Raw genomic sequence first — 19,069 nt, forward strand, 5'->3', positions numbered from 1 at the left:
GAGTTTTTCCTCTTTTTGATATCAAATTAGTTTGTTGTGATGTTTTGGCAAAGATATAAATTGTTTTCTAAGTCAACATGATATTGCCATAACAATTGATCAATATGTTCTATACGATAAGGCATTACAAATTCGCCTAATGTAAGAACACTTTCAGCAAAACGATGCGGTGTACTGGCATCACGTTGATTTTTCGCCTGCCCCAAATCAGAAATCCCCTGAAAGCCTACGGCAATTGGAACTAACCACCCCTGTACTTTTCGTTTTGATGCCCATATCACTTTATCGTCATCATCAATCTCAGAACTGTGTGTGACTTTTAAATAATCTAAAATAGCATCCAAAGCATTTTTACCTTCATTCATACTTTCGATCATTAAATCTCGACGTTCAATCAACACATGTCCAAGCATCAATTTATTTAAAATTGGCTTTAATTCCCGATCCTGATGTTCATCTTCATCAAATTGCAGTATTTGGCAGTTTTTAACATCTAAAACATCTCCACTGGCAAACTTCATACTACAAATAAGCTTATAAACATCCTCTAAAAATTGTTCTTTTTCATCTGGATCTATACTTTGACATTCAATTAAAAGAGACACCTCCAAATGACAACGTGCTTCTTCAATAAAAGCTGGTCTACTACCATCTTTATCTAAAGGATTCGCTGTAGCTACGATCGAATGAACAAAATCTCCTCGCCCTTTATAGGTTTGCAAATTAAAGTCATGACAACTCACCGCCACTTTGTTTAAAGAAATGTCATAGTTTTTACTTTTTAACTTACGCTGCAAGGCATGGACTGCGCCCAGCCAAGCCGTCATCGCTGGAAATCCAATGGTATAAGGACTACTCATTGCATTGGCATTGTGAAGCTTTAAATGAGGAATCAATAAAAAATGACGCATTAAAAATACTCCTTTGCTTGTTGCAACGACTTTTCAACCCGTAGTTTTACATCAAGCAACTCAGCAGTCCCCAAGGTATAGGCATCACTAATTAGTTTTTCATAGCTTCGTACTATCCAGCGTGCAATTTCTCGGCTTAACTCATCACGCCAATCAGTATCATCTTCCCTCTCTGCGCTATAAATGCTATCCAACCACATACGCTGAAGTTTAGGTAGGTTTAAGTAATAAGTCTGATTTGACCAGCCTTCAACTGAATATTCTCTAGTTCTATGTGCTTGTACTAATATTTGATCAACAACAAACTGAATAATATTTCGTATAGCAGTGCGAATATCAATATTATTTAGATCCAACTGCATAAATTTATGCAATTGAACAAAACTTTCCTGATAGTTCTTTCGATATAAACATTGTGCAAAAAAATCTGTTTTCGGTAGTCGAATTGCTCTTTTTTCAAGCACTGGTGGGCAACTAGATAATAAATAAGCTCGCCCTGCATTTTGACTATTTAAAACACTGACATTTTGAGGTTGTGTACCGCCATACGCAGTTACTGTAAGCTCATAAATATCGGCGTATCCCTCTGTATGATGCTCTTTTTTCTTACGAAATTCTTTGGCTTGTTTAGTTGCCTCTGAAAAACGTATTTCATCTATTGTTTGCTTTAATCTAGTCACCAATCCTGATGGTGTTAAGATCGACAATAAATGGTATTCATCCTGATCAATGGGAAAATAAACCTGCTTCACTAAGTGATCAGTTTTTACTGATGTATCTGTTGCCTTTATTTTTAAAAATGCTGCGCTGAATGACTCAAAATCTAAATTATCATCCATAAGCAGCTTTTTTAAATCTTCATCTTGTTGTTCAAAACCTTCTAATACCGTAAGTTTTTCTGTCAGCGGTAAAGATAAAAATTTAAATACGTCCATTGCAGCCGCATTGCCAAATACATCGAATGAATAGTTCACATTTCCGCTGCGTAAATAACCATCATTCTGCTGTTTCGCTAGAGCAATAACACTTGACGTTTTTGCGCTTGGATGACTAAATTTACTTGGATGACTGACCATAAAAAGCTGCGCAACACGTTTTGCTGCGTCAGGTAACCACACTTTCAAACTAAATTTATCATCTGCTTGACGTTGTAATTCTGCAATTACAGTTTCACTTTCTGCTTTTTTTAAACGGTCTTTCAACCAAAGATCTTTTCGTTCATTTAAAAAATGATGAATATATTGTGTCATGCTTCCCTCTTTAATTATTGATCTAAAACAACAAGTCCAAACTGTTCTGAATATATAAGTTGCTTATCTTCGTCATATTCGGGCAGCATAATCTCCCCATAACGCTCTGATAATCTTTCTATCTTTTCCTCAATATCTTCATTTTCAGGAAATTTATCAAGTGCTAAACGACGTAAGATGTCGTGATAATCTCGATTCAACCATAATCGTTGTTGTTCTAATTCACTCAATTTAGAATAGTCAATCTCGCGAATCTTGTATAAACCACTTCGATCAATATACCTCCCAAAATCATCTTTTTCACAAAATATAAGTCTGTGATTTTTCCAGATTGCGAAAAGCTGAATATTGGCTGAACTTTGCCTAAACGGATTAAATTGCTGAGGCAACGCTGTTAAAAACCATTTTTGTGTTAACCAAGCATTGAGTGGTTTTGAGCCGACTTTGTTATATGAAGTTAAGGCATCTGTCATTACAGCATGCTCTAAATCTGCCAATTTTTTTATGGATTGAAGTGGCTGATTTGCTTTGATTCTTGGAATGGCATTAATTTGCTGTAAATGTTCAGGATCAATCAATTCTGATAAATTTTTTGTTTCTAATATAAAGTTTCCTTTAGCAGAATTAACTTCAAAGCCAGGTTTCTCAAAGGCAACTTTAGCTCGGTGCAAGCCTTTTAAGTTATATTGCAATAAGGCAATGTTTGGTTTTTGAATGTCTACATCTCGTTTGCGATGTCGTAAAACTCGTCCAGACAATTGGATAATCGAGCGATAAGAAGAGGGTTCGACAATTGCCCAATCAAAATCATGATCTCGGCCCACCTCTTCCACAGGTGTGGCAACCAAGATAAAAATGACATTTTCATCAGTCGTCGAATCTAAATGGCGACGAATCACTTCATCTGAAAATGCAGCTGCTTGTTCTCCTGCTTTTTCTTTACGTTTTAAAATATGATCTAAATGTTGTTCTTGTTTACTGCGTAACAATAAAACTTGACGGCTATGGTATGCCATCACACGAGGCGTAATACCTTGTGACCATTCGGTCTTAAGCAAAGATCGAGTTAAAGCAACACATGGGGAAATATTGGCAACCCGTATGACACCAAAAGAAACTTTTTTTCCAGTTTTAACATCTATACTGTGATGGTCATGGTGTAAATGTTCAACATTTTGTTGAATCCGTTTAAAATATTCAGCTTGTAAACTTTGATCTAAACGCTGGATTTCTTTTTCTGCAACAAGATCTGAGCAATCAATAAGATAAGCTTTATGCTTAATTATTTGTTTACTTAAAGCAGCTGCACGAATTTCTACAAAGCGATCATGTGCATTTTTATATTGTTGTATTGCCTCTTTTTGCTGAGCCAAATTAATTGTTTGAATTTGTGTTTTAAACTCATCGACCCACATCGTAACAGTATCTACATTCTTTAATTTCTTAAATGCACAATATAAGGCCCAACCTTGTTGATATGCATTAAAAAAACCTTCAGCCAAAGCAGGAGGAATCGTTGCTGAAGAAATCATTACTTTTCGACCTAACATCCCAGCTAAATGTATAAGCCGAGCTATTGCAATTAAGTCTTGACCATTAAAATCATCAACTTCATCAATCACTAGATCGGAAGATGAAAGCCTTAAACTTGGTAAAATATATTTTCCGCCACGTTTGGTTTCGGTAGCAGCCATAATATGGTCAATCGTACAGGCTAAAACTGGTTTATATAAAAAAGCTTTATTCCGTTCTGCTTGATGTTGTGGGAAGAGAGTACTCATAAAATCAGCTTGCGGCATAGACTCATCATCTAGTTCATTGTCTAATAACGCTTCTAATGATTCTGAACCTATTTCTTCTACAGTATGAAATTCATCTTGATGATGTTCTTTTGTATTTTGATGATGCAATTCCTGAACGGCTTTTGAGCCAATTAAAACCGCAAGCTCATCATGACTTAAACCAATATCTTGGCGGTAAGAATCACCTGTTTGTAAAGTTAATGTCCGTAGTCCTAAAGCCAGAATATAACGTAATGATTGAGCATCTTTAGATAAGGCTTGCATAATTTTGGCGTTGGCAATAGTTTTACCTTTACCAGTACTCGCCATGTTGACAATAAACCAGCCTTGATTTACAGCACTTTCATTTTTTTGAATAAATTGCTGAATACCCTTTACTGCTTGGTCTTGCCATTCAAAACCTTGAGGACTCTTCCTTTTTAATTTTTGAATATCATAAGCTGGTTCCATCTCATCTGCCAAACGACTTAATGATTGTGCAACTCGCATAGCATTGTCACTGACCCGAACTAGATGCTCATCTAAAAATTGTTTGGCTTGTTTGGTTTTTGGATCAGTATTGGCAATTAATGATAAATTGGTTTTCCAATTTTTATCAGCATTACAAGATGAATAATAGTGATCGCCTAACATGAGACACAATCGGGCATGATGTAAAATGACCCGCCAGCTTCCATCTGCAAAAATTTGTTCTGTTGCATCAGATGCTTGTAATAAACGTGCTGACCATTTTTTGATTTGCTTTGTCCATTCAGTAGACTGACTTAATAACCCTTGATCAAACTCAAAACAAAATTTTAATCGCTGTTTATAGTCATCTTCATCAAATTTATTTTGATAACCCCAATCTGCTTTAATGCTTTTAAATAAACTTGTAACCGTTTCTTTATTAACTTCAGCATACTCTTTGCGTCGTTGTTCTTCTTTTAACGCAGGTAAACGGTGATGCGATACAATCAACCATGCAACCAATTGTGCTAAAGGCGGAAGTTGGTCCAAAACTTTAGATTGATCTGAGTTTTTGCTAATTGTTTGCTTGAGAAGTTCTTCATCCCAACTTTGTTGTATCAATAATTTTAGCCATGCTTCATCTGACTCAACATTGCCCGAGGAATGCACTAAAGCATTTAGCAATAAACATGAAATCCACTCATGCCGTAAAGGATCACCTTTAAACTGATTATTTTTTTCCAATAATTTTTTTTGAAATAAAACCGTTGCCTTGCCCCAATCATGTAATAAGGCAGACACAGCCACTAGTGCTTTAATTAAAGGCAAATAATGCCAGTCATTTTCCCATTTATTTTGAGCAAGGCTTTTCTTGGTCGTGTTTACAGGAACAATACCTTGTCCATTAAACTTATTTCTATTCCCAACAATCCACAGTAACTCACTTCGGCGTCTCCCTCGAATCCAATGGCAAGACACCGCTGTATTTTTTGTGACTGTTTTTCTAAGCAGTTTTTTTACTGCAATTAAACCATCTTCAGTAATCACTGTTTGCCAAGTGTTATCACCAATTCGGTCGGCAAATGCATCCAATACACGACGCGTTCGAGACAGTGCTTTCTTTTCGCATTGGGAAATGAAGGTTACGATCATAATGCTTGATCCTTTTCATCATGATTTCTGCAAGCTTGTAATTTCACCTGATCAAACATCCAATCAAGACATTTATGCTCGGTAAATTTCTGTAATAATAAGGCTCTAAAGTCTTGTTCCTTAAAACCTTCTTTGGCACAAATAAATGCCCATGGCAATACCACAGCATCTTTAATTAAATCAGCTATATCAAAAACCAAAGCACCTCGCCGAGTTTTACCATGCATGACTGCAAATGAATGACTAATGCCTAAGACCCAAAGTGTAGTTGCAGCTAAACCATAGGCCAAATAATTACCATGATTGAGGAAGTCATTGGCTAAATCACCATATTCAGCATTTCGTTCAAATTTGAGTTTACAACGTGTTGCAGCGATTTTATAAAGCTGCTTGGTGGTCTGCGCTTCTGCAAGAAGTAAATCGCCAACTTTGGTCATATTGGGAATCTTCTTTTCAAAACCACTTAAAGCCTGCTGAATATCCTGATCATCTAAATAAAATCCTTCTGCTTGTAAGTCCCGATCTTTTGCCCAAACTTTACGCATATATTCAACCCGCGCAAGCTGAAACTGTTTGGCCACATCTAAACGCTTTTTTTCATCAAACCAAAAGCTCATCCAGCCTTGCATATACTCAGTTGGACGATATTCACTTTGTGGCGTTAACCACTCCACTTCGCTGCCTGAAAATAAAGGTGTACCCCCACCGCCACAAAAACCGACCAAAACACCTGCACTACAGAGCATCCGCATTGCAGCCTGAGTGATCGACGTTCCAGTTCCCAACAAAATCACTGTCGTATTGGCAATGGGAATATTCCAATACTGATTTTCACTTTTTGCTTCGGTTAGATATAAAACACGGCCATCTTTTTGCATCACTCGTGCATGTTCTAAATAATAGAGATTGGCTCTTTTTGAATGAAGAATAGCTTTTAAGTCTGATGGGTTAAGTTGTTCCATATTATTAGTGGTCATAAAGTTTTTATAAAAACAATTTAATTGAAAGTCTCGATATTTCCAACCTATTTTTTATTTTAAACGACATTTTGTGTCGTTTTTTAATAAGCACCATTCTATTTACTCACACTTCTATTCCAACCATTTTAAACAAATTAAGCATCACTTTAATACTACCTAAATGGCTTAATACCAATATTTTTAAAATGATTTTTATCCCTTTTCAACAAAACACAGCATAAACAAAAAAAATTCATCATAATTTAAATTTAAGCACTTTTAATATTTTGATTTTTGAAATACCATTCAGGCATAAACCCCATCTCTTTTAAAGATAAACTCCAACCAGAACCACCTGAATTAAATTAAACCAATTTAAAATAAAAACCAAACAACCCTTTTATAAAAGCAATAGATTACCACCTTAAATAATACTATATTTTAAACTAAAAAAGGCTTTATCTAAAATAAAATCACTCCAAATTAAAACTTAAAAACCCAAAATATTTATTAGCAAGTATTTTAAATTTTATTATTTTACTTTTATAAAAAATCAGAATAAATTTAAAAAGAGTAACCATAACATCAAACTTAAAAGTGCTTAACTCTTCACATACAAAAGATTAATTAAAAAATTAATTTTTTAAATCTATAACATATGGACTAGAACCATATAGAAAAATGATTTTCTTTTCCTCATGCTCGATTTTGTGAATTTCATAATCAATCAATCCGTTTACAGAGCTAATTTCAATTTCATTGGCGTCATCAATAACTCTCGACTTATTATTGAGATAATATTTGAGTTGAACAACGAATATTTTATCCAGATTGCTCATTTGTTTTGCCACAACCAATCTACTTGTTTTAGCCTTGTTATTCATTTTAACGTTCATATTCATTTAATCCTCACGAATAACATTGTCTGATGATTTTGAAAGTAGTCTTTGAATGACTGTACTTGTAACCGAATACTGCTTAGCTAAAGAATAGACACTTTGTCCATTTTTAAATTTTTCTAAAACCTCATCTTTCTGGGTTTTATTCAAAATTTCTGGCCGACCTACTTTGTTTATATTTTTATTACCAATCTTTCTGTTCGATTGAAGCTTCCCATCGAAATCAGAACAGATTTTTAGAAAATGAAAAAAAATCTTTTTTATATCTCCTTTAATCTCCTTCTTTGAAAATTCCAAACAAACTAAACGTATTCCTTTTTTAAAAATAAAATTGACACTCGAATATATCTCTTTAAAATCACTTCCCAAAGAATCTATTCCATCTATTAATAAAAGATCTCCGCTTTCCAGTGTATAGTTAATCAAATTTATAAGTTTATGCCTAAAATCTAGGGGTATGCCTATTTTCACCTGTTCAAATACAAGCCTATTTTTCGGTATTTCATAACCATATCCAAGAATATAGTCAGCATAATTAAATTCATCCATTGAGAATTCATCAATTCTGAAGTATGCATAAGTCCGCACAATAAGCCCTCTTCAAATAATAACAGTTATATTCAGTATTTTTTAGAAAAACAAATATGTATAAAACATATAAATGATTTAAAACATAGAGAAATAATCATCCACCCTTATAATAAATAATTATTAAAATCCACATTTTAATTAAAAATTAAAACACAAATTAAGACAATAAAAGAATGATCAAAACACAAAAAAAAACAAATATTATGCCAATAGCTGTGTTTTAAATAGCACCTCTAAATTATTTTAATCTTGAGATATTTCACATAAAAAATGCATAATAAAAAATAAAATACACTTGTATATGTATAATAATGAATTTTAATAAATGGTTTAAATGAAGCAAACGGTTCGCATATTTTTATAAAAAAACATAATTAAAGAGAGTTTTTATTTAATATCAATAAAAAATAAACAGTAAAATTACCATTTAATAAAGCCATGATAAAAATGATTATCATGGCTTTATATCGTTAAAACTCAACATTTACCGTTATTGTGTCTGAATAATTACCAGCCGGCAGACTTGGTGAATTCGCGTCCAAAACTTTTGCAGTAAAGGAAAAACCCTGCTGGTTGGTATTATGTTGACCCGGGTTCGTTGTCGCCTCGAGACTTGACCAGCGCTCATTGACACTACTGCCCCAACGTTCCGTCGTTGCATTTTTATAAATCTCATAGCGTAGAAAATTATTGCTATTGCTCGCCTTCATTGCACGTTGATTTCCATTTTGTGGATAGAGACCATTATTTAAACCGACATGATAAGGTGTATATACTGAGCAACGTACGCCTAGAGAAGTTTGAACTGGTGTAAAAACATCTGCAAAAGGCGATGTTCCAAAATTAACAGCATTGGTAGAAATACGACAATCTGCTGAAACGTCAATATATAAGTTTAATGTTGCATCACTCCCAGTGCCCCAATTGAAAGCAGTAATTAGACCACCACGGTTAAAACCCGGACTTTCAAAAAAGGTGCCCAGCCCTACAATTGCAAATGCAGGTACAGAATAATACCATTTGACTTTAAAGGATTGGTCCGCTGTGTATCTCCCAGGAGAGACATTTTGTCCTGCATTAATTTTGGCATAAAATGGTAATGCACCATTAGGTCCTGTAAAGAAATTAAGAAGTGAAAAACTACTCATATCAATTTCTTTACCAAGACTTATTGCTTTATTATTGGTATCCAGATAATCCACTGTAAGAACTTCACCAGTCCCAGCATTTTTATAGCTTACCGGCATTTGATCGACCCGATACTTCAGATAAGTATTATTTAAAGCAGCCAAACTAAACCCTTCACATCTTAAACCCGCACTAAACTGATTAGATTGCGTACCATTCTCCGCCAATGTCATAGACGAAATCGTACCCATCGTCACATTACCACTTGAGGTGATAACACAAACCGCTTGACTCTGAGCAGTAAGCAATATCAACCCAGAAAATAATAGACCTGCCGGTATTAAATTTTTTAAAGTAATCATGGTTGAGTCACCTCACGACAAACAACTGACTTAATCACAGCAATCTGTTGTTGCGCTTGTTTTAAATTCAACGAAAAGTTTGCTTCACATATGCGCTGATCTGATAGTTGCACCCGAATGCTATTTTCTGCACTCAGATCTTCAAGATAAGCAATACCATCCATCCCCACATAACTCGATTCTTGATCGGCACGATGTACCACCGCACCCACTGGAATCGCTTGCCCATTGCTTTGCACCAAATACACATTTGCCGCATAAGACTGTTTGATTGGGAAGCCAATCACCACACCTGAACCACGTTTTGCCGCAATCCGATTTTCAACTTGGGTTGCATTAAAGTTGGAAGGTAAATCGATCGGGTTAATACTGTATTTAGCCGCGTAATATGGGGTCACCGATGGTACAAAAACATAGCCCTTGGCGTTACTCCGCCCCACCAAACTGTTTTCATAATGTACGGGTACATCTGCAACTTTGTTGGTATCAATCAAAGCAAACGACTCGCCCAAACGATTGGCAACGAAAACATTGCCTGACATCAACACCACCGAACCGGAAAGTCCAAACCAATAGTTGTAGTCATTGCTACCCGACATACCGACATCGGTATTAAAATATTGGTTACGGTAGCTCACGCGTGCTTGATTGTAGTCATCGCTGTTTTCATTAAAACGTCGACTTAAATCAACACCAACACCACCTGCCAACGGTGTGCTAAGGTTAAAGTTGACATAACCATAATCACCACTGGATTGTTGGCTATAACCTAGACTGGCAGTGGATCTGCTCTTGGAAAATGGAACCGATAACTGAAATGCTGCACTCCAATCTTTTTCCACAAAATCCCGATTGGCACTTAACGACACTGTCGCACCACGCATATAAGACGGGAGTATCGGTGCCCACGACAGGTTCATTAGTTTATTTTTAATGTCGCGGTTCTTGGTCTGGATATATGCCACCCCAAAAGTACCCGACTTATCTGTGGCAAAATAAGTATTGGCAACCAAACTCTTATGACTGTTGGCTGAGATCAAATTGCTATATTTCAAGCGCGAAAGGTCATAATAATCCTGATCGCGCTGAGTATGATTGAGACTAAATCCAAAACGCTGCTGGTTATAGCTATAGCCTAAAGTATATTGATTTCCCTTAAGGTTTTGACTATTGATCCGGTTAAACTCACGATCTGCCCGACTTTGAGTTACCGAACCACTTAATACCCCAAACCGATTCAGCTTAAGCACTGAACCCAATCCAGCCAACTGAATTGAATCGGAGAGTTCAACCCGTCCTTCAGCCGTGAGCCAATCATTAATCCCATAACGTGCATCTGCTGAACTGGCAAACTTACCATATGCAAAGTTCTTAATCCCATAGTCTTCTCGGATCTGTCCCATAGACACCGAATAATCCAATAACCCCGGTTTAAGCAAAGTATTCGAAATATAAAACGGCACTGAGGTTGCCACCTGACGGCCAACACTATCTGTGGTGACAATCATCGCCTCGCCTTTACCATTGACAAACGGAACATTATTTAGAATAAAAGGACCAGATTGCACATCTGTTGAATTGGCCTTCTGCCCATTAATCAACAAATCTACAGTACTCGGTAAGGCCGCTTGTCCTTTAAACTGGGGTAAAGGATAGGTAATCAAATCTGGACGGGTACCAAAATTACGTTGTAACTGTAATCCACCTAAACGCACTGAACTTCCCCAAGCGTTTTTACTTCCTGTAATCACATCGCCTGCTAAAAATGAAATCACACTGACCGGATCATCATATTGCCAAGTGGTATCATAGCGACGATAACCATCACTGTTCTGATTGGATGACTCAAAATCAGTTTTGCTATAAATTCCTGAGTTTCTCAGTACGCCATAAGGGGAGAAAAAGCGTTGTTCTGTAAAGAGTGTACTGCTATAGCCACCATTCTCTGGGCGGTAGGTATAAAAGTCATAGTTATTTAATAAACCAATACCCGACTGCGCTGTTTCAGGTTGATACCAAGAATCCAAGCCGCGTATCTGCACCGGCATCCAGCTCGCAGGAAGATCTAGACTAAAATACTGTTGCGCTGAATTGTACTCATACTTCAATTCGGGGATCTGATTGAGGCTGACCCAATCCAAAGCCTTGCCCGAAAAGCCTAAAGTAAATACATCCAGATCAGTCAGGTTTTTTTCTGACTGTTGCTGAAGTGCATCCGCAGGCAGCTTAATCTGTAACTCATCCAGTTTTGATTGCTGGATAAAATAATGATCCCCTTTGGCAATGACCGGTATCACCTGTCGTGTCGAATATTGATTGATCACCAAGTCCAGATAAAGCTTAAATAAGCTATTTACTTCTGAAACATCTCGCGGTGGCGGGGGCAAACCATTTGCATAGACATTGCAGCTTAGCAATGGGATATTTGCGACCAATATCAATGTCAGGCTTTTGCATAAAAAAGAAGGGGGATTTAACCCTGATAGATAACGCATTTATCCTCCCCCTCCTTCTTTCTTAATCTCAAGCAACTCCTGTTTCACCCCTGAACTGTCAACCCCATACAAACTGCTTTGACCACTTAGGCTGTTGAGTAGCTTGTTGTCCAGATCAAACTTCATGGTGCTGTTTGCCAACACATAACCAAAGGCAGTTTTGCCAAAAGCCATTTGCTCTGAAGTCGGGGTTAATTTAATCCCAGCAAGCCGTGAAAATTTTGAACCGGTATTTTTAATATAAAGTTCAGGTTTGCCCTGTTCATTCTTCTTGACCCACCAGCTTAATATCGGTTTAGCCAAAGGGTTTTTAGCATTGGTTTTTTGTGAAACTTCAGTTAAACCACTGCCAAGTCCTTTACCATAGCTAAACAAGGGAATGGAATAACGCATCTGAAAGCTGACCGTCGATGTTTCTTTATCCGTTTCTGGATTGAGCTTAATCGGTAATTCATCGACAATAATTCGATAGGCAAGTTCTTTGGCATCAAGTACAGCAGCCGAGCGAGTTAAACGCAACATATGCTTTTCACCTGCCTTGATCTTCGCCACGGGTGGACTCGGAATAACCTCGGTTTGTTCCGCATAAGCATCTTGCTGATTATTCTGATCCCATTTAAATACCCGAATCTGTACCATGGCATCAGAGTTACCAGTATTTTGTAGCCATACCGCAGTGGCTTTTTCGTTTTCTTCAATTTTGGGATAGATTGGCCAGATTAAAAAAGTGGCCTGTGCGAATACCGGTGAAGTGACCATCAATATCGCGGCCGCAGAGAAAGTTCTGCCCGACCATATTTTCATTTTATTTAAGCTCATAGAATCACCATGTAATCGTTATTGCGACCGTATCTTTATAAAGGCCTGCTGATCGTGGTTGATTGTTATTATTCAAGTCTGCAACAGCATAAACTGCAAAACCCAGTACGGTGTCCAAAGCAGTTGTTGCCGTGAGTGGATAAGTGTCTCCACTGGTATATTCACGCTGAGAATTACTGTCTTGATAAAGCTGATAAGACACAAACTCATTCTGCTGGGCATGTTTCATCCGTCGAAAGTTATTTGAAAAGTGATCACCACCATTCAACATTACCTTTACTGGTAGCCGTGCAGTACATTGGATATTCCAACTTTGTGTCGTATTGATCACTGATCCACTCAACTTTCCCTGCGCCACAACAGGATGACGACCAAAATCAAGTTGTTGTTCAACACTGCTTAACCCACATCCATTGGCAATGGTTGCTTGGACTGTAAAAGTTGCCTCTGTTTCAGCATATACCCACTGCACAGCCAACATCAGCAGAACACTTAAACCTATTTTTTTCATGATTTCGTTCTTTAAAATTCGATGGTAATTGGAATAGTGTCGGTATATTGTCCAAGCGAGACTGACCGACCATTATTAACAGTTTGCCCCATGAGATTAAGCGTTTGCGGCTGACCATTATTGGTCAAGGTGATCGATTGATTGGGTTTGAGTGCTTCGCGAGCAGTTCCATATAAGATGTTGTAGGCAAGGAAATCTGTGCCATTGCTGATTGCACGAAAATAATTTGCACCAAAAGGTGCTGGAACCTTGCTGTCATTTTGCCCCGCACCAAAAGTAACTTTTATTGGGGCATTGCCAGGACATTGAATGGTCAAACCTGATGTAGAACCCTGACTTAAACTGGTCTCTATCACCTGATTAAATGCAGCTGTGGTTTCTCCAAAATCCAGCTGACCAAAATTCAGACCATTTGTTCCATTACTGACAGACTGATTATTAATTTCACATGAGGGTTCTAATTCAATCTGCACATTTAATTTGGCTGCTAACTGTGCAGCACTGGTAAATGACGAAATAAGACCACAAACCAACAATCCCACGCATTGTTTAAGCAACAGATGCATACGTTCCTCCTTAAAACAGGTTTGTTCAACAACAAACCTGTTCACTGTTACGTATACCAATTAGAAATTAACAGTCACCAATAAAGTGTCTGTATAATCACCCTGTGCTTTTGCAGTACCGCTATTTGCAGCAACAGCACCGAAGATTGGAACTTCTTGAGATACACCTGACGCTGCAGTGAAAGTCTGAGGCGTATTGATTGCATAAAGATTGGTACGAGCAGCATCACGATAAACGTTATAGCTGACTACATCTGCAGCAGTTGTATGTTTAAGACTACGATCAGCGCGTTGACCACCATCAATGGCAACAGTAAAGTTAACATCTGTTGTACCATCACATTTCACATTGAGATGGCTGCCCGTACCAGATGAAGCAACTTGTGCAGTAAGGGTATTGGTCCAAGTGCCAGAAGTTTTACCAAAATTCAATTCACCAAATTTGTTGATATTGCCATTCACTGTAGAACCTTCAACAGTACACCCTGTTGAAACATTCAGTTTTACATCAACCTGACCCGTCACTGCTGCTTGTGTAGTCGCGATATACCCTGTACCCAGTAAAATAGTAAGGGTTAGTTTTGTAAAAATATTCATATTAAATCCCATGATATGTATTATTTATTAACTTTTACACAAGAAGTGTGAAAGCATCTACATAATTACATGTGATAAATATGCGTTCAATAAATACACTAAAAAACACCATCGATTAAATATAAGTTTTTATATTTTAAAATAAATTCTCAAATCAATATGAATTAAATTACACCAAAGATTTAAACATATAAAAAACACTAAAATAATTAAGATTATTATAGATATACGCTTATATCTAATTAGCTGCAAAACCAAGATTTATAAACATACTGAGCAAAAAAAACCCATTCAATTTTTAGGGGGAGAATGGGCGACGATATGGCATTATAAAATGCTGATCGAAAACTTTTAATTGACAAAAAGATAAAAATCGTCAATTTAAATTTCAATAATTCAACTTAAAAATAATTCTATAAAAAATCATCTCCTTCTTGTGCTTCCAATACATTTTGTTCTTCCACTCTCAGCGAAATATGCAAACCTAATGCAGCAACAGCATTATAAATAAAATCATTTTCCATAATATCTAAGTAAAAATGACTTTCCCTGCTCACTTCCTCATAAAGCCATGTGAGGTCATGTCGATTATCTTTCATACAACTCTGTTTAAAATCACCCAGCTCACAATCAATCTCTTTTCTCAGCATTCGAATAAAATGCTGACGAGATGCCTGATTATTTACTGCATAAAAAAAATGAGAGTTTTCACCCATTCCTTTATGAAAAATCATTTCATAGATCTTTATCATACACACCCACTATTTATGAGTAGCGTTGTTTATCGCTCAATAGGTTGATGAAAAATTTTCCATTTCAAATTCGTGGGTATTATTTATCACCAAACTTATAATATTTCAAAGTTAAGTATTTAATTTCACTGAATTAAATACACAACAAACATAGAGCAAGTGTATAATTATTATGAAATTATTTACTGCCAACAATCTATTGATCGTCGGTATTTTGAGTCAATATTTATCCTATTTCATCAAAATAAAAATATATTATTCTATGAAAAAAAATAAGACCAATTGTAAATTAAATAAAATAAACCTTTATTTATCTATATTCCAGATAAACCAAAATAAAAATACAAAGCAATAGATTAAATTTATATTTTTTGAGAACCTAATCATATAAAACAAAACACCAATATCCAAAAAAATAAATCACTATATAAAAGAAAAAATTTAATATTAATAATAAAAAAATATAATAACTATTATGTGATGATTATTTTCAAACATATTTAACAACAAAAAAATCAAGACAAAATTCTTCAAAAAACATCATAAAAAAAATCAAACAAATATTCACCAGATTAATCCTATTATTTAAAACACCAAATACCAACATAGAATAAATAAAAAACACAAAGCAAGCCTTAATTTTATCTTTAAAGATTAAATATCAATATCAACTAGAGTTTTATTTTAATAAAAAATTTGATAAAATTAGGTTTTAAACCACCCTCTTAAACATTTAACGATGAAATATAAGATTAAAGAATGGAACAATCGTACTTTTTTTACATTTAAAAATCACATAAAAATATTTTAATAATTCACTAAAATTATTGATAAATTAATATAACCAGATCATAAATATGAAGTTAAGATAACAAGTTGGACAGAAGTTTTTATTTTAAAAAAGATGAAATCTAAATTTATTTTCAAAATTTTTATACTGATGATTCTTGATTTTCATTTGAATTATATCCATTTGAGAAGCAAAATAAATCTGATTTAAAGAAATTAAAAAACTTAATGGATCAGTTAAGCGCATATTCTTTTTAAACCCAATGATGAGTCTGGAATATTTTTAAACGAAATCTCAGAGATATAAAAGATCAAATCATTTTACGAAGATTGTTAATCCGTCATTTGTAAGCTGAGTGTAAATTATCCATCAATTTGATTTCCAAACGTTCTCATTAGGACGCACCCTCCGCCCAACATGAGCAAGAATAAAGCACGGCTTTGTTTGCAGCGCAAGGATGTAATAGTACAAAGAGAGGCACCGCTACAGATTTAGTAGCACAAGGTTTGGCATCGTCTACGCAAGGGTACTTAAAACTTTGAATGTAAGGTATGGTATTGCAAGCATTTTTATCATCAAACAATTTATTTTTCTATATAATTGATTTGATTAAAAATATTAATTAAGCAAAATGATATTGGTGTGTCTGAGTTTTTTAACAGCTTGACGATAGTATATTGATTACCATCAATTGAAATTCATCAACATCAGGGATATCAATCAAGATCATCTTCTGAACGATTCAGATGAAGCGCGAGAGCTTATTGATCTCTCTGATAATCTTATGAAATTGATTTTTGAACAAATTTAAAGAATGGGCGAGATTCGCCCCTTACTTTAGTAATTCAAATTTACGACAAGTAACGCCAACGCTGCTGGAATCGCTTGTATATAAATAATTTTCTTACTTGCAGTTAGGCCACCATAAATCCCAGCAACCAATACACAGCCCAGAAAGAAATTCGCTAGTGGTAAGGCATAGATTGCAGGTGCACATAAAGCCCAAAATAAGCCCGCGGCTAAAAAGCCATTATATAAGCCTTGATTTTGTGCCATGACTTTAGTGAGCTGTGCTTTTTCAGGCGTATTACCAAATGCTTTTAAACCGTATGGTTTGTCCCATAAGAACATCTCTAAAACTAAAATATACACATGTAGCAGTGCAATTAAGGCAATTAAAATTTGTCCAATCATCGTATTTTTCCTTATTTTTTAAAAACACTGATAGATCAGTCTTACAACTGATCTATGTCAAATACACTTATGGTTTTAATAACACTTTGCCTTGGCGTGCACCTTGGGTTGCTTTGGTAGCGGCTTGTTGAATTTGATCAAAACTAAATACCCCTTCAACAGGCAATATTAATTTTTTCTGAGCAGCTAAAGTCACCAATTCTACAATTAACTCTTTTTTGCGTTCCGCAGACAATTGTTTATTGACCACACTTGCCCAGAAGCCTTTGACTGTCGCTTGTTTAAAAATAAGATCACCTGATGAAATTTGCATCAGTTCACCCGTCATACTACCAAATGAAACCAATACACTATTTTCACTGAGTAAAGCTAACATTTCACCACTGGCTTTACCGCCAATCGAATCTACCCCAGCGATTAAAGGTTGATCTGCATGTATCGCTTTTACTTGATCTTTCCAATCCGCTTGATCAGTCGCCACTACATTTTGAATACCTAAACCATTCATTTCTGCAATCGCATCACTACGGCGAACCAAATGAATGACTTTTTGACCACGGGCGTTTGCAATCATCGCAACAGTTTTACCCACAGCGCCATTGGCTGTGTTTTGGATAAGCCACTGATCTTGTTTTAAATCAATAAAATCTAACAGCATCAGGGCACTAATCGGCATACCAATCAATTGTGCAGCAGTTTCATCATCTATTGCATCAATTAAAGGCACAACACCATGCGCAGGTGCAATAAAGTATTCAGCCCAACTGCCGTGAACTGCTGCAACTGCAACACGTTGCCCGACAGATACCGCATCGACACCTTCACCAACAGCATCAATCACACCAACGCCTTCACTCCCCCCAATCGCAGGAAGTGACGGTTTGTAACCATAATTGCCTCTCACCGTCCAAATGTCATGGTTATGCATCGGAGATAAAATCATTTTAATACGAACTTCGCCTGCTTTAGGTTCAGGCTTTGGCATTTCTGCTGCTGCTAATACGTCGACAGGTTCGCCAAAAACTTGATGAATAATACTTTTCATTTGTTGTTCCTATATAGGTTTTAGTAATTGCTGTGTGGTTTCTAAAGCCAGATAAAGTGGCTGTTTGTTCTGTGCTAGTTTCGCCAATAAAGCTGCGCCTAGCCAGAGTTGATACATGGTTTGTGCCATTTTCTCAGACTCAATATGTTGTGGAATTGAGCCATCCTGTTGCCCGTCACTGAGTAAATTTGCAATGCGTTCTGTCAGCTTGCTTACACCAAAATTTAAAATCTGACGCATATCTTCCGATAAGTCAGAGACCTCTGCGGCAAGTTTTACAATCAGACAATTCTCAGCCCAGCCACGATCGTTATGACATGGATCATCAATCCATGCTTGCCAAAGCGCAACTAAGCGCGCATAAGCACTCCGCTCTTCTTGCAGAATCAATTGATCTATTTTCACTTTATAATCAGCAAGATATTGCTGTAAGAGTGCACAACCAAATGCTTCTTTGGAAGCAAAGTAATAATAGAACGAACCTTTGGGTACACCACAAGTCGTTAAAATTTCCTGTAAGCCGACTCCAACAAAACCTTTATGTAATACCAGCTTAAAACTGGTATTTAAGATATGTTGGCGAGTCGCTTCACTTTTATCTGATCGTTTCATGTACACACTATAAATCAATAATAGACCAGTCGTCTATAAATTTATAAAAAATTTAATTCAGAAAATTAGTTTAGGCTTTTTAGTAATTTTTATCACTTAATGATGGATAATTAGCTAGAAAATAGAATGTATTGAGATAATTGTGGGAGAAACTTGGATTGTGGCTATGTTACCCAACTTAGCA

At 36.0% G+C, this 19,069-nt stretch carries 16 protein-coding genes; all 16 read right to left on the bottom strand.

Going from position 1 to position 19,069, the window contains the following annotated elements; translation table 11 throughout:
- Positions 1–26 precede the first annotated feature (26 nt).
- Positions 27–911, bottom strand: coding sequence for a type I-F CRISPR-associated protein Csy2 (gene csy2, locus L3V46_RS15495; RefSeq protein WP_239046189.1), 885 nt, complete (start codon positions 909–911; stop codon positions 27–29).
- A complete protein-coding gene (gene csy1 / locus L3V46_RS15500; RefSeq protein ID WP_239046190.1) occupies positions 911–2,161 on the bottom strand; it encodes a type I-F CRISPR-associated protein Csy1 in 1,251 nt (416 codons plus the stop codon). Before csy1 ends, csy2 begins: the two co-directional genes overlap by 1 nt.
- Positions 2,162–2,175: 14 nt before the next feature.
- Entirely contained in the window at positions 2,176–5,565 is a 3,390-nt protein-coding gene (gene cas3f / locus L3V46_RS15505) for a type I-F CRISPR-associated helicase Cas3f (RefSeq protein ID WP_239046191.1), read from the bottom strand.
- Positions 5,562–6,527, bottom strand: coding sequence for a type I-F CRISPR-associated endonuclease Cas1f (cas1f, locus tag L3V46_RS15510; protein ID WP_239046785.1), 966 nt, complete (start codon positions 6,525–6,527; stop codon positions 5,562–5,564). Before cas1f ends, cas3f begins: the two co-directional genes overlap by 4 nt.
- Before the next feature lie 632 nt (positions 6,528–7,159).
- The gene (locus L3V46_RS15515; protein WP_004819816.1) at positions 7,160–7,426 is read right to left on the bottom strand and encodes a hypothetical protein; all 267 of its coding nucleotides are present in this window, start codon (positions 7,424–7,426) and stop codon (positions 7,160–7,162) included.
- Positions 7,427–8,011: a recombinase family protein gene (locus tag L3V46_RS15520; RefSeq protein ID WP_239046192.1), complete on the bottom strand. Its 585-nt coding sequence runs from the start codon at positions 8,009–8,011 to the stop codon at positions 7,427–7,429.
- 473 nt (positions 8,012–8,484) lie between these two features.
- Positions 8,485–9,504: a spore coat U domain-containing protein gene (locus L3V46_RS15525; RefSeq protein WP_239046193.1), complete on the bottom strand. Its 1,020-nt coding sequence runs from the start codon at positions 9,502–9,504 to the stop codon at positions 8,485–8,487.
- A complete protein-coding gene (locus tag L3V46_RS15530; protein WP_239046194.1) occupies positions 9,501–11,999 on the bottom strand; it encodes a fimbria/pilus outer membrane usher protein in 2,499 nt (832 codons plus the stop codon). Before L3V46_RS15530 ends, L3V46_RS15525 begins: the two co-directional genes overlap by 4 nt.
- On the bottom strand, positions 12,000–12,803 hold the full coding sequence (locus L3V46_RS15535; protein ID WP_275424564.1) for a fimbria/pilus periplasmic chaperone: 804 nt from the start codon (positions 12,801–12,803) through the stop codon (positions 12,000–12,002).
- A gap of 19 nt (positions 12,804–12,822) precedes the next feature.
- Entirely contained in the window at positions 12,823–13,329 is a 507-nt protein-coding gene (locus tag L3V46_RS15540; protein ID WP_239046196.1) for a spore coat U domain-containing protein, read from the bottom strand.
- A gap of 11 nt (positions 13,330–13,340) precedes the next feature.
- Positions 13,341–13,895, bottom strand: a complete 555-nt coding sequence (locus L3V46_RS15545; RefSeq protein ID WP_239046197.1) for a spore coat protein U domain-containing protein — start codon at positions 13,893–13,895, stop codon at positions 13,341–13,343.
- Between the two features lie 60 nt (positions 13,896–13,955).
- The gene (locus L3V46_RS15550; RefSeq protein ID WP_239046198.1) at positions 13,956–14,492 is read right to left on the bottom strand and encodes a spore coat protein U domain-containing protein; all 537 of its coding nucleotides are present in this window, start codon (positions 14,490–14,492) and stop codon (positions 13,956–13,958) included.
- Positions 14,493–14,905: 413 nt separating this feature from the next.
- The gene (locus L3V46_RS15555; RefSeq protein ID WP_081407401.1) at positions 14,906–15,244 is read right to left on the bottom strand and encodes a hypothetical protein; all 339 of its coding nucleotides are present in this window, start codon (positions 15,242–15,244) and stop codon (positions 14,906–14,908) included.
- A 1,627-nt stretch (positions 15,245–16,871) separates the two neighbouring features.
- Complete coding sequence (locus L3V46_RS15560) at positions 16,872–17,228, bottom strand: DUF1304 domain-containing protein (RefSeq protein ID WP_034615958.1); 357 nt, start codon at positions 17,226–17,228, stop codon at positions 16,872–16,874.
- 67 nt (positions 17,229–17,295) lie between these two features.
- Positions 17,296–18,273 (bottom strand): zinc-binding dehydrogenase, encoded by a 978-nt coding sequence (locus L3V46_RS15565; RefSeq protein ID WP_239046199.1) that lies wholly within the window; start codon positions 18,271–18,273, stop codon positions 17,296–17,298.
- Positions 18,274–18,282: 9 nt separating this feature from the next.
- The gene (locus tag L3V46_RS15570) at positions 18,283–18,885 is read right to left on the bottom strand and encodes a TetR/AcrR family transcriptional regulator (protein WP_239046200.1); all 603 of its coding nucleotides are present in this window, start codon (positions 18,883–18,885) and stop codon (positions 18,283–18,285) included.
- Positions 18,886–19,069: the final 184 nt, after the last annotated feature.

Source organism: Acinetobacter sp. AG3 (assembly GCF_022343575.1).
Lineage (GTDB): Bacteria > Pseudomonadota > Gammaproteobacteria > Pseudomonadales > Moraxellaceae > Acinetobacter > Acinetobacter guillouiae.

Excerpts from the sequence above, each read along its gene's own strand:
- L3V46_RS15555 (WP_081407401.1), bottom strand. The coding sequence starts at position 15,244 with ATGATAAAGATCTATGAAATGATTTTTCATAAAGGAATGGGTGAAAAC.
- L3V46_RS15535 (WP_275424564.1), bottom strand. The coding sequence starts at position 12,803 with ATGAAAATATGGTCGGGCAGAACTTTCTCTGCGGCCGCGATATTGATG.
- L3V46_RS15565 (WP_239046199.1), bottom strand. The coding sequence starts at position 18,273 with ATGAAAAGTATTATTCATCAAGTTTTTGGCGAACCTGTCGACGTATTA.
- cas3f (WP_239046191.1), bottom strand. The coding sequence starts at position 5,565 with ATGATCGTAACCTTCATTTCCCAATGCGAAAAGAAAGCACTGTCTCGA.
- L3V46_RS15560 (WP_034615958.1), bottom strand. The coding sequence starts at position 17,228 with ATGATTGGACAAATTTTAATTGCCTTAATTGCACTGCTACATGTGTAT.
- L3V46_RS15540 (WP_239046196.1), bottom strand. The coding sequence starts at position 13,329 with ATGAAAAAAATAGGTTTAAGTGTTCTGCTGATGTTGGCTGTGCAGTGG.
- L3V46_RS15515 (WP_004819816.1), bottom strand. The coding sequence starts at position 7,426 with ATGAATATGAACGTTAAAATGAATAACAAGGCTAAAACAAGTAGATTG.
- cas1f (WP_239046785.1), bottom strand. The coding sequence starts at position 6,527 with ATGGAACAACTTAACCCATCAGACTTAAAAGCTATTCTTCATTCAAAA.
- L3V46_RS15570 (WP_239046200.1), bottom strand. The coding sequence starts at position 18,885 with ATGAAACGATCAGATAAAAGTGAAGCGACTCGCCAACATATCTTAAAT.
- L3V46_RS15530 (WP_239046194.1), bottom strand. The coding sequence starts at position 11,999 with ATGCGTTATCTATCAGGGTTAAATCCCCCTTCTTTTTTATGCAAAAGC.
- L3V46_RS15525 (WP_239046193.1), bottom strand. The coding sequence starts at position 9,504 with ATGATTACTTTAAAAAATTTAATACCGGCAGGTCTATTATTTTCTGGG.
- L3V46_RS15545 (WP_239046197.1), bottom strand. The coding sequence starts at position 13,895 with ATGCATCTGTTGCTTAAACAATGCGTGGGATTGTTGGTTTGTGGTCTT.
- csy2 (WP_239046189.1), bottom strand. The coding sequence starts at position 911 with ATGCGTCATTTTTTATTGATTCCTCATTTAAAGCTTCACAATGCCAAT.
- csy1 (WP_239046190.1), bottom strand. The coding sequence starts at position 2,161 with ATGACACAATATATTCATCATTTTTTAAATGAACGAAAAGATCTTTGG.
- L3V46_RS15550 (WP_239046198.1), bottom strand. The coding sequence starts at position 14,492 with ATGAATATTTTTACAAAACTAACCCTTACTATTTTACTGGGTACAGGG.